The 13637-nt window shown below is 63.2% G+C and carries 14 protein-coding genes; 2 read left to right on the forward strand and 12 right to left on the reverse strand.

From position 1 onward, the window contains the following. Positions 1-64 precede the first annotated feature (64 nt). The 7 genes from xdhB to VNT00_RS00200 form a co-directional block, all read right to left on the reverse strand. Complete coding sequence (gene xdhB / locus VNT00_RS00170; protein WP_325583270.1) at positions 65-2470, reverse strand: xanthine dehydrogenase molybdopterin binding subunit; 2406 nt, start codon at positions 2468-2470, stop codon at positions 65-67. Between the two features lie 12 nt (positions 2471-2482). Continuing rightward, positions 2483-3928 carry a xanthine dehydrogenase small subunit gene (gene xdhA, locus VNT00_RS00175; RefSeq protein ID WP_325583272.1) on the reverse strand — a complete coding sequence of 482 codons (1446 nt, stop codon included), beginning with the start codon at positions 3926-3928 and terminating at the stop codon, positions 2483-2485. After that, positions 3925-4491, reverse strand: a complete 567-nt coding sequence (locus VNT00_RS00180) for an ureidoglycolate lyase (RefSeq protein WP_325583274.1) — start codon at positions 4489-4491, stop codon at positions 3925-3927. The genes xdhA and VNT00_RS00180 overlap by 4 nt, the downstream gene beginning before the upstream one ends. Before the next feature lie 105 nt (positions 4492-4596). Further along, positions 4597-5637 (reverse strand): allantoicase, encoded by a 1041-nt coding sequence (alc, locus tag VNT00_RS00185; RefSeq protein ID WP_325583276.1) that lies wholly within the window; start codon positions 5635-5637, stop codon positions 4597-4599. Between the two features lie 61 nt (positions 5638-5698). Further along, on the reverse strand, positions 5699-6217 hold the full coding sequence (uraD, locus tag VNT00_RS00190) for a 2-oxo-4-hydroxy-4-carboxy-5-ureidoimidazoline decarboxylase (RefSeq protein ID WP_325583278.1): 519 nt from the start codon (positions 6215-6217) through the stop codon (positions 5699-5701). Then, complete coding sequence (gene puuE / locus VNT00_RS00195) at positions 6214-7149, reverse strand: allantoinase PuuE (RefSeq protein ID WP_325583280.1); 936 nt, start codon at positions 7147-7149, stop codon at positions 6214-6216. The genes uraD and puuE overlap by 4 nt, the downstream gene beginning before the upstream one ends. 12 nt (positions 7150-7161) lie before the next feature. Next, positions 7162-7917, reverse strand: coding sequence for a GntR family transcriptional regulator (locus VNT00_RS00200; RefSeq protein ID WP_325583282.1), 756 nt, complete (start codon positions 7915-7917; stop codon positions 7162-7164). Between the two features lie 171 nt (positions 7918-8088). Between VNT00_RS00200 and uraH the strand changes: the two genes are divergently transcribed. Both uraH and VNT00_RS00210 read left to right on the forward strand, forming a co-directional pair. Further along, complete coding sequence (gene uraH, locus VNT00_RS00205) at positions 8089-8442, forward strand: hydroxyisourate hydrolase (RefSeq protein ID WP_325583284.1); 354 nt, start codon at positions 8089-8091, stop codon at positions 8440-8442. A gap of 84 nt (positions 8443-8526) precedes the next feature. After that, positions 8527-9765 (forward strand): urate hydroxylase PuuD, encoded by a 1239-nt coding sequence (locus VNT00_RS00210; protein ID WP_325583286.1) that lies wholly within the window; start codon positions 8527-8529, stop codon positions 9763-9765. Positions 9766-9779: 14 nt separating this feature from the next. Here VNT00_RS00210 and VNT00_RS00215 read toward each other — a convergent pair whose 3' ends face one another. Genes VNT00_RS00215 through VNT00_RS00235 form a run of 5 tightly spaced genes read right to left on the reverse strand, consistent with a single transcriptional unit; the run spans position 9780 to position 13602 of the window. Continuing rightward, positions 9780-10250 carry a nuclear transport factor 2 family protein gene (locus tag VNT00_RS00215; RefSeq protein ID WP_325583289.1) on the reverse strand — a complete coding sequence of 157 codons (471 nt, stop codon included), beginning with the start codon at positions 10248-10250 and terminating at the stop codon, positions 9780-9782. Further along, a complete protein-coding gene (locus VNT00_RS00220; RefSeq protein ID WP_325583291.1) occupies positions 10247-11185 on the reverse strand; it encodes a fumarylacetoacetate hydrolase family protein in 939 nt (312 codons plus the stop codon). Before VNT00_RS00220 ends, VNT00_RS00215 begins: the two co-directional genes overlap by 4 nt. Next, entirely contained in the window at positions 11186-12055 is an 870-nt protein-coding gene (locus VNT00_RS00225) for a DODA-type extradiol aromatic ring-opening family dioxygenase (protein ID WP_325583293.1), read from the reverse strand. After that, the gene (locus tag VNT00_RS00230) at positions 12055-12471 is read right to left on the reverse strand and encodes a hypothetical protein (RefSeq protein ID WP_325583295.1); all 417 of its coding nucleotides are present in this window, start codon (positions 12469-12471) and stop codon (positions 12055-12057) included. The genes VNT00_RS00225 and VNT00_RS00230 overlap by 1 nt, the downstream gene beginning before the upstream one ends. 33 nt (positions 12472-12504) lie before the next feature. Beyond that, entirely contained in the window at positions 12505-13602 is a 1098-nt protein-coding gene (locus VNT00_RS00235; RefSeq protein WP_325583297.1) for an aromatic ring-hydroxylating dioxygenase subunit alpha, read from the reverse strand. Positions 13603-13637: the final 35 nt, after the last annotated feature.

The raw sequence follows: 13637 nt of genomic DNA on the forward strand, positions 1-13637 counted from the left end.
CAGGATATTCTGCGTGGCCTGCACCCAGGAAGGCCTGGATACCGGCCGGCGCAGCGCCAGGGCCTCAGGCATCGCCCGGTCCGGAACTGGCCGCCCCCATGACGGGCACGGCCAGGGTCTGCGCAGAGCCCAGGTCATCTTCGGCAAGAATGCCGGCGCCCAGGGCCGAGCCCTCGTTGACGCTTTCCAGCGCCCACAGCACACGCTCGGCAGTGGCGGGCGCGTTCAATGGCACGGTGACCCCGGGGGCCGCCGTGGAAGCAATGGCGTCGCGAATGGCCAGGAATACGGAAATGGCCGTGGGCAGCGGCGGTTCGCCCACCGCCTTGGACTGATAGATATTGTTCTCGGTATTGCCGTTGTCGAAAAACGCGATATTCAGCACCGGAGGACAGTCGGACACCGAGGGAATCTTGTAGGTGGATGGCGCATGGGTCATCAGCTTGCCTTTGTCGTTCCACCATAGCTCTTCGGTGGTCAGCCAGCCCATGCCCTGGATGAAGCCGCCTTCGACCTGGCCCCCATCGACCGCCGGATTGATGCTGCGTCCGCCATCGTACAGAATGTCGGCCCGCAGCAGCTTGTTCTCGCCGGTAAGGGTGTCGACGACGACTTCAGCGCATGCCGCCGCATAGACAAAATAATAAAAGGGCCGGCCGGTGAGCGTCTTGACGTCGTAGTGGATCTTGGGCGTGCGGTAGAACCCCGACGACCACAGGGGAATACGCGCCATATAGGCCTCGTGCACGAAATCGGCGAACGGCAGCGTAATACGGTCGCCGCAGACGACTTCGTTGTTGCGAAACTGGATATGGGCTTCGTCGCAGCCATAGTGGTCGGCGGCAAATGCCGTGAGCGCCGCCTTGATTTTGCGGGCGGCGTCCTGAGCGGCCTTGCCGTTGAGATCGGAACCCGTGGAAGCCGCCGTGGCCGACGTATTGGCAACCTTGGAGGTATCGGCCGCCGATACGCGCACATGCGTAATATCCAGGCCCAGTTCCTCGGCCACGACCTGCGCCACCTTGGTGTTCAGGCCCTGGCCCATTTCGGTGCCACCATGGTTGATCAGCACCGAGCCATCGGTATAGATGTGCAGCAAGGCGCCGGCCTGGTTCAGGAAGGTGGCGGTAAACGAAATGCCGAACTTCACCGGCACCAGCGCCAGGCCTTTTTTAAGGATGCGGCTTTGCGCGTTGAACGCGTCGATCTGCCGGCGGCGTTCACGATACTGGCTGCTGGCCTCGAGCTGGTCGACCAGCTCGTGCACGACGTTGTCCTCGACCACCATTTGATACGGCGTGACATTGCGGTCGGTGCGCCCGTAGAAATTGAGCTTGCGCACATCGAGCGGATCCTTGCCCAGTCTGCGGGCGATGTCGTCGATGATGTATTCGATGCACAGAATGCCTTGCGGGCCGCCGAAACCGCGGAACGCGGTATTGGACTGCGTATTGGTCTTGACCCGCAGCGACAGGATGTCGAAGGTTTCGAGATAGTAGGCGTTGTCGGAGTGGAACACTTGGCGATCGGCCACCGCGCCGGAAAGATCGGCGGAGTAGCCGCAGCGCAACTGCTGCTCGAACGCCACCGCCTTGATCAGGCCTTCGTCGGTATAGGCGACATCGAACAAAACGCGAAAGTCGTGGCGCTTGCCCGTGATGGTGAAATCGTCGTCGCGGTCGGCGCGTATTTTGACGGGCTTGCCGGTGCGCCGGGCCAGCAGGGCCGCCGCCGTGGCGAACGGCCAGGACTGGCTTTCCTTGCCGCCGAATCCGCCGCCCATGCGCCGGCATTGCACCTTGACGGTATGCGAGGGCTGGCCCAGCATGTGCGCCACCATGTGCTGCATTTCGGACGGGTGCTGGGTGGAGCAATAGACCTGGAATTCGCCATCTTCGCCCGGAACGGCATAGGCGACCTGGCCTTCGAGGTAGAACTGTTCCTGCCCGCCGCAATACAGCTCGCCCTGATGCCGGTTGGGGCCCTGCGCAAGCGCGGCCGGCACGTCGCCCCGCGAAATATGCACAGGCGGCAGCACGTAGGACTTGCGCGCCGCGCCTTCCTCGACCGTCAGGACGGGCTCGAGGTCTTCGTATTCGATGCGCGCCAGCTGCACGGCGCGCCGCGCCTGGTCGTGGGTGGCGGCGGCCACAGCGAATATCGGCTGGCCCAGGTATTCGACCTTGCCGTCGGCGAAAATGGGCTCGTCCTGGATATAGGAACCCACGTATTTCTCGCCCGGAACGTCGTCCAGCGCGACGACCGCCGCAACTCCGGGCGCGGCGGCAACCGCCGAAAGATCCATGGATACGATACGGGCATGCGCCCGCGCGGACATGCCCAACGCCCCGTGCAGGCTGTTGGCAAGCTCGGGGATGTCGTCGGTGTACTGGGCGCTTCCCGTGACGTGCAGATGCGCGCTTTCGTGAGGCAGCGCCTTGCCGACGGTTTGATAGGTGTTTGCAGACATGAGACCCCCTGACTAAATGCGAGTATCGGTCATGCCGGTGCTCTCGAGGTAAAAACGGTACAAAAGGTTGCGCGCCGCCTTCAGGCGGTAGGCGCCGGTGGCGCGCATGTCGGTCATGGGCTGGTAGTCCTGCTCCAGCGCGTCCATGGCCCTGGCCACGGCCGCCTCGTCCCAGCTTTGGCCGTCCAGGGCCCGCTCGGCATGCGGGGCGCGGCGCGACGTGGCCGCCATGCCGCCGTGCGCAATGCGCACCGACGCCACCCTGCCCTGGTCGACCCGAAGCGCGTAGGCGCCGCACACCGCCGAGATGTCCTGGTCGACGCGCTTGGAAAGCTTGTACGTGGCCACCTGGACATCGGCGGCCCGCAAGGGGATGAGCAAGGCCTCGACGAACTCGCCGGGCTCGCGGGCCTGCTTGCGGTAGTCGACATACAGGTCTTCCAGCGGCAGCTCGCGCCGGCGCCCTCCTTTGCGCAGCACCACCCGAGCCTGGATGGCGATGAGAAACGGCGCGCTGTCGCCGATGGGCGAGCCGTTGGCGACATTGCCCACCAGGGTTCCCGAATTGCGGATGGGCATGGACGCAAAACGCTTCCAGAGCTCGAGCACCTCGGGGTATTCGTTGGCGACGGCCGCGTAGCCGTCATTCAGCAAGACCGTGGCGCCGATGCGCAGACAGCCACCCTGGTGCTCGATTTGATTGAGCTCGGAAACGCCGCCCAAATAGATGATGTCGTCGAAAGACCGAAGCTGCTTGGTCACCATGAGGCCGACATCGGTGCCGCCCGCCAGCAGCATGGCCTCGGGGCGGGCCGCGTAGAGCCCGGCCAGTTCGTCCAGCGTGGCCGGCGCAAAATACCGTTGCCCCGCGGATTCGAGATATAACGAGGTCTTGCACGATTCCTGCAGTTCAGCGAGCTGCCGTTCGATACATTCGACATCGAGCCTGGCTTCGGGGTAATTGCCCATATTGAGCGCAGCGTCGATGATGGGCCGATAGCCGGTGCAGCGGCACAGATTGCCCGAAAGATTGTCGAGCACTTCCTCGCGCACAGGGCGGGTAAGGCCGTTCTGGTACATGGTGTACATGGACATGACGAAGCCCGGTGTGCAAAACCCGCACTGCGATCCATGATGATCGACCATGGCCTGCTGCACGGGGTGCAGGCTGCCGTCGCCGCCGGCCACTGCCTCGACCGTCCAGACGGCCCGGCCGTCCAGCGTGGGCAGGAAACGGATACAGGCGTTGACGGCCCGGAACTCGACCTGGCCATCGGCCCCGAGACTGGCCTCGGTAACGGTACAGGCTCCGCAGTCGCCTTCCGCGCAACCTTCCTTGGTGCCGGTAAGCCCCGCCTGCTCGCGCAGATACTGCAATACCGTCTGCGTGGGTGACGCCGGTGTTACATGCTGCAACCGGCCATTCAAATAGAAACTGACGACCTGCCTTTGACTCATTGCTGTCTCCCGCCTTCCAGGCTGATGGTCGGGGCGCTTTGCTGTTCAGCCGCCTCGTCCAGGAACGACCCATCTACCGTATAGTGTTGATCTAAATTGCTTTCATCGCAATTGGGGGCGGAGCCGATGCGATCGACCACGACGAATTTCCCCTTCCTGCCCAGGGTCATGAGCGGGTGGTGCCATGTCCCCTGGAAATAATTGACGCCTTGCCCGCCGTCGGCAAGAAAAGCGCATATGCCAGTTTCGTCGGGCTTGTCGTTGGCGCCATTGGGCGCGACCACGATGACGAAGGCCGCGCCGTCGGCGGGTATCCACGACTGGCTGCCAAGCGGATGGCGCTCCAGCATGGATATGCTCATGGGAAACGCCAGGGCGTCGCCCAGCGCCAGGCTGATGCCGGCATGGCCGTCGGCGCCGCTGACCTGCACAGTGCCCTGGGCATGGTAGCGTCGGGTGGTTCCGTTATTGATGGGAAACCAGTCCCGGCCTTCCGTTTCGATGACCTCGCCGAACCGGGCGAAGCGGGATTGCGTCAAACGCTGTAGTTTCAAAATCGGCAATCTGTGTCTCCTGGATCGGCGTTTGCGCCCGATGCGCGCGCCGCCGTCCCGTATTTTTATTGCCGGCCGGGCAGGCTTGCGCCACGCCGGGCCCGGGCAAAGCGGCTACCGCGCCAGGCGGCCCCATATGCGCAGCCGGCTGATGCCGCCATCGGGAATCATGTTCAGCTTTACATGGGTAACCGGCCCCAGCGGCTGGATATGCTCGGTCGTATAAAAATGCTGCTTGTCGGCTTCGGTTTTTTGCTCGCCCAACAGGACGGGCCAGAACATGGCCTGGGTGATGACGGACTGGTCGGTGCCGCCCGAAACATGCGCCGCCTGCAGGGAAATACGGTCGGGGTAGTTGCCCTTGAAATGCGCCGTATCGACCTCGATTTTCTCGACCACGGCCGCATGGCCGAGTTCGACGATGCACCAGTCGTGGCCTGGATCGCGGCGGCGACGCGTTTCCCAGCCATCGCCCATGTTGACGCCGCGCCCCGGCATGATGAGCCGGAACGGCACGCCGAAATGCGCGTCGTTGTAGCCCACGATGCGCCCGCCGGCCGCCAGCGCGGAAACCTCGTGCAGCGCATTGGCGTCCAGCGCACTCCAGTCGCAAACAGCCTGGCCGTAGATGCGCAGGCGCGCAACGCCGCCATCGGGGTAGATGTTGAGGCGGCAGTGCGTCCAGGCGCGCCCGTCGTCCAGCTCGATGAAATGGTGCGAATTGCCGGCCAGCGACGTGGCGGGCACGAGATCCGTCCATACCGTGTTCTGGTCGGGTTCGGTGCTGCAATGGCACGCCTGCAGCGAAGCCGCGGGCGGGAAGTTGCCGGTGAAATGGCTGGTATCGATATCCACGCCCTTGATGACCCCGGGCAGGCCCAGCCTGACAATGGCATGATCATGGCCGGCCTGGCGCTTGCGCCGGGTTTCCCAGCCGTCCATCCATTTTCCGTGGTCGTCGAACTTGCCCACCACGAACACCGGCTCGGAAGCCTGCAACATGCGATTGGCGGCGGCGAACCATTCATCCGAGCACGAGACGACGGTGGCGCCGAAATCGGCCGACGCCAGATTGGCGTGCCGGGTGGCGAACGCGGGCAACTCCGCGCTGGGGGCATTCAAGACAGTACCTGCGGGTAGATTGGGGGCTGCCATTGCAAAATCACTCCTGACGAAAAACTGCGCGCCGGTTGAAGAAAGGGCCGGCCCCTTGCGATTATTCGCGAATGAGGTCATCGAGCCGAAGTCGCCCGATTCTGTATATCTGAGCCAGGTTTTCAGCCATTTCGGCGTCGGGCGCCAGGCCCAGGCGCCGCTGGAACTGCTCGATGATGCCGGCGCGGTCGTAGCCGCGCACGGCAAGAATGAACGGAAAACCGAACTTCTCGCGATACGCCTGATTGAGCGAGGTAAGCGTGGCGAACTCTTCCGGCGAGCAATTGGCCAGGCCCGCGCCCGCCTGTTCGGAACTGGACTCGGGCGTGAGCTCGCCTCTTACCGCCGCTTTGCCGGCCAGCTCCGGATGGGCGCGGATGAGCGTCAGCCAGGCATCCCGCCCCGCCCGCTGAATGCACTCGGTCATTGCCCGGTGCAAGGCTTGCACGCTGGCAAACGGCCGCTGGCCCAGCACCCCCTGCGCCACCCATGGCGAATGCTCGAAGACGCCGCCCAGAACGCGCACGAAATCCTCTTCGGAGGCGCTGTTCAAGGCCGCCAGCGTGATGGCGGCGCTCATGGCCGGCTCCCGTCGTAATAGGGATGATGTTCCCGCCAGTGCCTGGCTATATCGACGCGGCGGCAAATCCAGACCCGCTCGTGCTTTTGCACGTAGTCCAGAAAGCGCTGCAGCGCGGCAAATCGCCCCGGGCGCCCGGTAAGGCGGCAGTGCAAGCCCACCGACATCATCTTGGGCGCCGTTTCGCCTTCGGCGTACAGGACGTCGAAGGCATCCTTGAGGTAGTTGAAAAAGTGTTCGGAAGTATTAAAGCCCTGGGGCGTGGCGAAACGCATGTCGTTGGTGTCCAGCGTATAGGGCACGATAAGCTGGGGGGCGAGGCTGCCATCAGTTTTCTCGACCTCCATCCAGAAAGGCAGGTCGTCGCCATAGTAGTCCGAGTCGTACAGGAAGCCGCCCTCGTCGGCCACCAGGCGGCGCGTATTGGGGCTGTCGCGCCCGGTATACCAGCCATAGGGATGTTCGCCGGTAATGCCGCGGATGATTTCAATGCAATGCAGCATATGTTCGCGCTCGACATTCTCGGCTACCGACTGGTAGTGGATCCAGCGATAGCCGTGGCAGGCGATTTCGTGGCCCTGCTCCACAAACGCCCGGGCCACCTCGGGGTTGCGCTCCAGCGCCATGCCGATGCCGAACACCGTAAGCGGCAGGCCGCGCCGCTCGAACTCGCGCAGTATGCGCCATACGCCGGCCCGCGAGCCGTATTCGTAAATCGATTCCATGGACATATGCCTGGCGGAATAGGTATCGGCGCCCACGATCTCCGACAGGAACTGCTCGGAACCCGAGTCGCCGTGCAGCACGCAGTTTTCGCCGCCTTCTTCGTAGTTCAGCACGAACTGCAGCGCAACGCGCGCCCCGCCCGGCCAGGCCGCCTGGGGAGGTTTTTTGCCGTAGCCGATCAAATCGCGAGGATATTGCTTGTTCATGGATGCTCCGGATCAAGGCTTGATGCTGAAGGCCGCCCAGGGGTCGGCCGGCACAGTCGTTGTGGATTCGCTCACGCGCTGCTCGCAATCCTGAAGATGGTGGCACATGGCGCCCTTGGCGCCCTCGGCATTGCCGGACGCCAGCAGGTCAAGGATTTGCTCGTGCTCGATATAGGAGCAGGTGCTGGAGCTGGGCGTGTCGTAAAGCGCGATGATCAGGGTCGTGCGCGAACACAGGCCATGCATCATCTCGGTAAGCACGTCGTTGCCGCCCAGGGCGGCCATCTTGACGTGAAAAGCGTTGGAAAGCCTTAGCCAGCTGACGCGGTCACCCTGCTCGAAGGCCTGGCGCTCTTGAGCGACCATGGCCCGCAAAGGCTCGAGCCTTTGCGGCAAGTCGGGCATGCCCAGCAGTTGCTCGATGAGCAGGCATTCAAGGGCGCGCCGGGCCTCGAAAACGTCTTTGGTTTCCTTGGCGTCGGGGCGCCACACAAAGGCCCCGCGGTTGGGCAACTGCACGACCAGCTTGTCGTAGGCCAGTTGGGCCAGCGCGCCGCGCACCGTCGCGCGCGAGCAGCCGAAAATGCTGCACAGCGTCGATTCGGTAAGCTTGGCCCCCGGCAGCAGGCGCCTGTCCATGACCGCGTCGAAAATCTCGGCGTAAACGCGGTCGACGTCGGAGTCGGGCGCGCTGCCCTCGAGCAGTGAGGACGCCCTGGGCGCATCGCTGTCGGAAACCGGATCTCGGCGCGAGTCCAGATAAAGCATTGCACGTATCCTTTACCGTTCTTTATAAGGAAATCTACTATTGACAATTATTGACACCTAAAACAGAATCGTCAACACAAATTGTCAACAATTAATGAAAACAGCTTCGGCGACGCCAGGTTTGCTTTCAAGGCCGTCGATACACCCCGCCGCGCCACAACCGGAGACTCCATGGGAAAACTATCCACCCACGTGCTGGACACCATGCACGGCAAGCCCGCCGAAGGCGTGGCCATGCGGCTTTACGCCGTGCAGGGCGACACCCGGAAACTCCTGAAACAGGCCGTCACCAACCATGACGGGCGCTGCGACGCCCCCCTGCTGGAAGGCGGCAACCTCGAAGCCGGCGTCTACGAACTGGTTTTCGAGGCCGGCGACTACTTCGCCGGGCAAGGCGTGACCCTGCCGGAACCCCGCTTCGTCGATCAGGTGGTGCTGCGCTTCGGCATCGCCCGGCCCAACGAGAACTACCACGTGCCGCTGGTCGTCACGCCATGGACCTACTCAACCTATCGCGGCAGCTGATGGCGCCGCGCCGGCAATGCAAGTCGTAAACCGGCAAACGGCGTTCCGCCCTCCACCCTTCAATCAAACCAACGGAATCGAGTCATGCACGCATATTTGATGGAGTTCGGCAATTTGCTCTTGCGCTGGCTGCACGTGGTGGCCGCCATCGCCTGGATCGGCGAATCCATTTACTTCGTGATGCTCGACAACAGCCTGCATCCGCCGCGCGGCGAGGAAAGCAAGAAGCGCGGGGTGTTCGGCGAGATGTGGGCGGTGCACGGCGGCGGCTTCTACCACAACCAAAAATACCTGACCAACCCGGCGGAACTCCCCGACGACCTGCACTGGTCCTTCTGGAAGGCCTACACCACCTGGCTTTCGGGGTTTGCGCTGTTCGCGGTGCTGTACCTGGTCAAGCCCTCGTTCTACCTGGTCAACACGGGCAGCGACTGGGCCTGGGCCGCGGCGCTTTCGGGCTGGCAGGCCAGCATCATTGCCGTGCTGTTCCTGGTGGCGGGCTGGGTGGTCTACGACCAGCTCTGCCGGCGCGTCAGCCCCAATATGGAAAACGACGGGGTATTGAGCATTGCCGTCGCCATCATGATGGTGATCGTGGCCTATCTAAGCAGCCATATATTCCAGGGCCGGGCCGCCTTCCTCATTACCGGCGCGGTCATGGCCACCAGTATGTCGGCCAATGTGTTCTTCTGGATCATCCCCGGCCAGCATCGCATGGTCAATGCCCTGAAAAGCGGCCAGACGCCCAATCCCCTGGACGGCAAGCGCGGCAAGCAGCGCTCGGTGCACAACACCTATTTCACGCTGCCCGTCGTGTTCCTGATGCTCAGCAACCACTACTCGTTCACGTTTTCCAGCCCCTACGCCTGGATCATCATGAGCCTGTTCATCTTTTCGGGCGCGGCCATACGGCAATATTTCGTGCTGCGCCACCTGGGGCAGAACAAGCTGGCCTATCCCGCCGTCGGCATCGTCCTGCTTATCGTCATTGCCTGGCTGGCCGCCCCTGTCGCGCCAACCGTCCCGGCGCCTGCCGCGCAAACGGCGGCTGCCGGCGGCACCACCGCTGCCGCCCAAGAAACCAGCACCAAGCAGGCCCTGGAAATCTTCCATGCGCGGTGCATACAGTGCCACTCCGCCAAGCCGAGCCAGCCGGGGTTCGCCTCGGCCCCGGCCGGCATCATGCTGGACACCGAACAGGAAGCCCTGGCTCACCCCGCGCTTATCAAGCAGGTCGTCGCCAGCAAATACATGCCTCTGGGCAATATGACTCACATGACTGACGCCGAGCGCGCCAGCATCGCGGCCTGGGCCGGCAAATAAAGCCGGCCTCGTGGCTACGCCCTGGGCGCCGCGGCGGCGTTCCTGAAAACAGGCCGGATCACGCGCTCGCGGATCCGCCAATAGCCGTCGCCCTGCAGCACATACACGTCTTCAAAGTCCGCGACCATGAACACGGCAACATGGTCGACGGGCAAGTCGGCGGTATTGCTGGCATAGGAAACCCAGACGCTGCTGCCGCGCGCCTCGGTATGGTCGTGGTTGAACTCCAGCCGCAAGCCTGTGCCCGCATGCCGCGTTATGCGCGGCCCGCCGGCCGCCTTGCGCTCTACGAAGAACCGCTTGATCTCGCCCGGCCCCGACAAAAAGCGTGCACCGCTTGTATAGCGCGCGTCTTCGGTGAAGGCCTGCGCCAGGTCGTCGTAACGCTGCTCGTCGAGACAGGCTGCCACAAAGGCGTTCAGCTCTTCGATCGCCAGCCTGTGCGCAAGCGTTGCGCCGATTTCCTGCACGGAAGAACGCTTCATCGCCATTCCACCGGGTTGATCAGGCGGCCTATGCCCGAGATGCCCACCTCGATGGGGCCGCCCAGCTTGTTCAGGTCTATGTTCTGAACCGCCTTGCCGTTCGCGGCGCCGGCGGCCTTGAGCGCGGTGCCCATGGAAATGATGTCGCCGGGCTCGAGAGTCATGTAGGTCGAGGCGAACGCCACCACATCCCTGACCTTGAAGAAAAGATTGGCGGTGTTGTCTTCGGTGACGAGCTCGTCCTGGTGCACGCAGCGCACGGTAAGGTCGTGCGGGTCGTCGATGGCATCGCGCGTGACGACCCACGGCCCCATCGGGCCGAACGTGTCTGAGCATTTGTAGCGGGCCGGGTAGGATACCCAGCTGTCGACGTATTCGATGGCGCTGGCGTCGCCCTCTTTGGGGTGGATGGCCCGATAGTGAAAGGTGTCTTCGCCGCGCATGGTGGGCGAGGTCAGATCATTGATGATGCTGTAGCCGAACACGTGGTCCATGGCCTGTTCGACCGGGATATCGCTGCCCCCCTTGCCGATGACGACGGCCAGTTCGGGCTCGGGATGAACCCGCCCGAAATCGGCCCGCAGCCGGATGGGCTGGCCATGCCCGATGAGCGATGACGAAGCCTTGATGAACATGGCGGGATGCTTGGGCCCGCTTTTGATGCGGTCTTTATTGGCGCTGTTGTTCAGGGCGACGCACATGATCTTGCCCGGCCTGGGCACGGGCGGCAGCCAATGCTGGCTGTCCACGGCGGCCCCCTTGCGGCCGGCAACCGCGGCGCGAACGCGGCCAAGCAAGGCGTCGCCACCAGCGATCACGTCCATGACCGAGCGCGGCGCATCGTCCATGATATCTTCAAGCACGGCAACCGCATCGCTCTCCACGGCGACCACCACCGCATCGCGGCCGTTCCTGCTGATTGTTCCGAACTTCATTCATGCTCCTTGTACGGTGTTGTCCGCAAACTCCGGTTCAATCATGGTCAATACGCCACAACCGGTGATCTGCGGTGAGGTATAAAAATCGTAGACGGCCTGCGCCTGCTCCGACAGTGCGGCCCGCATGGCGAACCACAGGGACAGCTCGCTGGCCTCGGTGCCGCCGTAGCGCATGTATTCTTCCTGGGGCATCGCCACCAGCTTGTCCATATTCCTGGGCAAAGCCTTGAGGAAGCGCCTGTCGAACTCCTGGTTGGAAATGCCGAAGCGGGCTCCGCTGATTTGATGCGACATGCCGCCGGTGGCGATGACGACGACCCGTTCGTCGGCGTCATTGGCCTCGACAGCCGCCCGTATCTGCCGGCCCAGCCTGGCAAGGCGCTGCGAGGTGGGCAAGGGCTGGCGCACCATGTTCACCGCGATCGGCGTAACCGGTATGTTCCAGGGGATATCCACCAGATACGGAAACCAGGAATACACGCCGTGATCGAGCTTGAGCGTCTGGCATATCGTAAGGTCGACCTCGCTTTGGCGGACCAGGTGCTCGACCAGGGGAATGGCGAAGCCCGGATCGCCCCGCAAGTCCGGCAAGGGCCGCTTGCCCCAGCCTTCGTCGGCCTGCTCGAATTCGTCGGCCACGCCGATGGCCAGGGTCGGGTAGGCGTCGAAATCGAAGTGGTTGAGGTGGTCGTTATAGACGACGACCAGTTGCGTGGGCCGCAGGTCTTCCAGCCACTGCCTGACCGGACGGGTGCCTTCGTACCAGATGCCCCAGCGCGGGTCGAACCCATGCGCCAGCCCCTTGTCGTATTCCATGCCCATGGAGGGCGTATGCGCAATACCTATGCCTGCAATGATCTGCGCCATTATTCGAACTCCTTGGGCAGGCCGCTTACCTTGCGCGGGCACGAGGCCTTGAGCACCTCGACATCCACGCCGGCATTGTGCGCGCCGATGTGCCAGAGGTTCTGGCCGACCGCGGCGGCGATCTTGGAAATGGCCTGCAGATGGCCGCCGGATAGCAGCAGCCGGCTCCAGTCGCGTGCGAGCACCAGCGCGATATCGCCCTCGGAAATACCGTAAGTCTTCATGTAGGCCACCTCGTCGCGCAGGTAAACCTGCCGGTTGGCCGGGATGCGCAAGCTAAGCGCAAACTTGTTCAGCTTGTGCCCCTTGAGCGCCAGGTAGGGCGAAAACAACAGGGTTCCCGGCCAATCGAGATTGAATTCGGGCGTGGGCATGCCCTGGGCTGCTGCTTCGGATGACGATGTCTGGGTGTGCATGATTGCTCCGTGCCGGCTGTGTCCGTCGCAAGTCTATACCTGCTCGTTCGCCATGCGTAGCAGGATGCGGCGCATGGCGACGCCGGCCTGATCGCTTTTTATGTGGATCTCGGCGCCGGTCGCCTCGGGTTCGGTCCGGTAGATGCGGGCGATGGCCTCGAGCGCGCCCTTGTCCTCGTTGAACGCCGTGATGGCGCTTTGCCTCATGTATTCGTCCACCTCGGTCTCGCCCAAGGCGAAGTCGCGGGCGAACGAAAACCAGTAATGCGTGGAGTCCTGGGTTTCCGGGGTGGCGAAGTGGGTGATGTAGACCGTGAAATCGCGGCGCTTGCCCGGTTCGGGCTGCAGGTCGGAAAGCACGGCCGAGGCATGATGCATGGCCGGCGAAACGAATTCGGATTCCGTGCGGCGCGACATTTTTCCGGCAATGCCGGTGCGCGCGTAGATGGGGGGCACGTCGCATTCAGCGACGAAGCGGCTGATGTGCACGGTGTTCTCGGTGGTGGATACCTCGAACGGGCTGCGGGCGTACTCGGGGGTGCCCAGCGTGGACGGATGCAGGTAGGTGAAATGCGACAAGTCCAGCAGATTCTCTTGCAGGTAGACATAGTTGGCCTGCAGGCTTAGATAGCTTGTGACGTAGTTCCACTTGGGGTCCACCAGCCAACTGGTATCGGGGATGGCGCTTTCATCGGCCCTGGCGGCATCGTCCATCCATATCCACACGAAGGGGCCGCGTTCCGCCACTGGATAGGAACGGGTACAGGTACTGGGGGGAACCGACGTTTGCGAGGGAATCTCCGCGCAGGATCCGTCCTGGCGGAAAGCCAGGCCATGGTAGCCGCAACGCAGAACGTCGCCCTCGAGCTTGCCCTGCGACAACGGAAACGAGCGGTGCGGGCACCGATTGAGCAAAGCCACCGGCTGCCCGCCCTGCGTGCGATAAAACACCAGGCTTTGGCCGAGCAGAGTCCGCTCGCGCGGCTCGCGCGTGAAGTCGCTGCCCCAGCCGGCGATGTACCAGCAATTTTTCACCAGCGGCGTCTTCCCGTCGGCCAGGCGCGCATTGGCCTTTGCCAGTGCGGCGACAGCTGCCGATGCCGCCACGCCGGCCTGTTCGTTTGCTCCCATTTTTTGCTCCTTGCACAGATGTTGGACGACCCTTT

The organism is Eoetvoesiella sp. (genome assembly GCF_035555955.1).
Classification (GTDB): Bacteria; Pseudomonadota; Gammaproteobacteria; order Burkholderiales; family Burkholderiaceae_B; genus Eoetvoesia.

Coding starts and splice junctions, on each gene's coding strand:
- xdhB (WP_325583270.1), bottom strand. CDS start 2,470: ATGTCTGCAAACACCTATCAAACCGTCGGCAAGGCGCTGCCTCACGAA.
- VNT00_RS00200 (WP_325583282.1), bottom strand. CDS start 7,917: ATGCTTTATCTGGACTCGCGCCGAGATCCGGTTTCCGACAGCGATGCG.
- VNT00_RS00225 (WP_325583293.1), bottom strand. CDS start 12,055: ATGGCGCAGATCATTGCAGGCATAGGTATTGCGCATACGCCCTCCATG.
- VNT00_RS00235 (WP_325583297.1), bottom strand. CDS start 13,602: ATGGGAGCAAACGAACAGGCCGGCGTGGCGGCATCGGCAGCTGTCGCC.
- uraH (WP_325583284.1), top strand. CDS start 8,089: ATGGGAAAACTATCCACCCACGTGCTGGACACCATGCACGGCAAGCCC.
- VNT00_RS00215 (WP_325583289.1), bottom strand. CDS start 10,250: ATGAAGCGTTCTTCCGTGCAGGAAATCGGCGCAACGCTTGCGCACAGG.
- VNT00_RS00210 (WP_325583286.1), top strand. CDS start 8,527: ATGCACGCATATTTGATGGAGTTCGGCAATTTGCTCTTGCGCTGGCTG.
- alc (WP_325583276.1), bottom strand. CDS start 5,637: ATGGCAGCCCCCAATCTACCCGCAGGTACTGTCTTGAATGCCCCCAGC.
- VNT00_RS00230 (WP_325583295.1), bottom strand. CDS start 12,471: ATGCACACCCAGACATCGTCATCCGAAGCAGCAGCCCAGGGCATGCCC.
- uraD (WP_325583278.1), bottom strand. CDS start 6,217: ATGAGCGCCGCCATCACGCTGGCGGCCTTGAACAGCGCCTCCGAAGAG.
- VNT00_RS00220 (WP_325583291.1), bottom strand. CDS start 11,185: ATGAAGTTCGGAACAATCAGCAGGAACGGCCGCGATGCGGTGGTGGTC.
- xdhA (WP_325583272.1), bottom strand. CDS start 3,928: ATGAGTCAAAGGCAGGTCGTCAGTTTCTATTTGAATGGCCGGTTGCAG.
- puuE (WP_325583280.1), bottom strand. CDS start 7,149: ATGAACAAGCAATATCCTCGCGATTTGATCGGCTACGGCAAAAAACCT.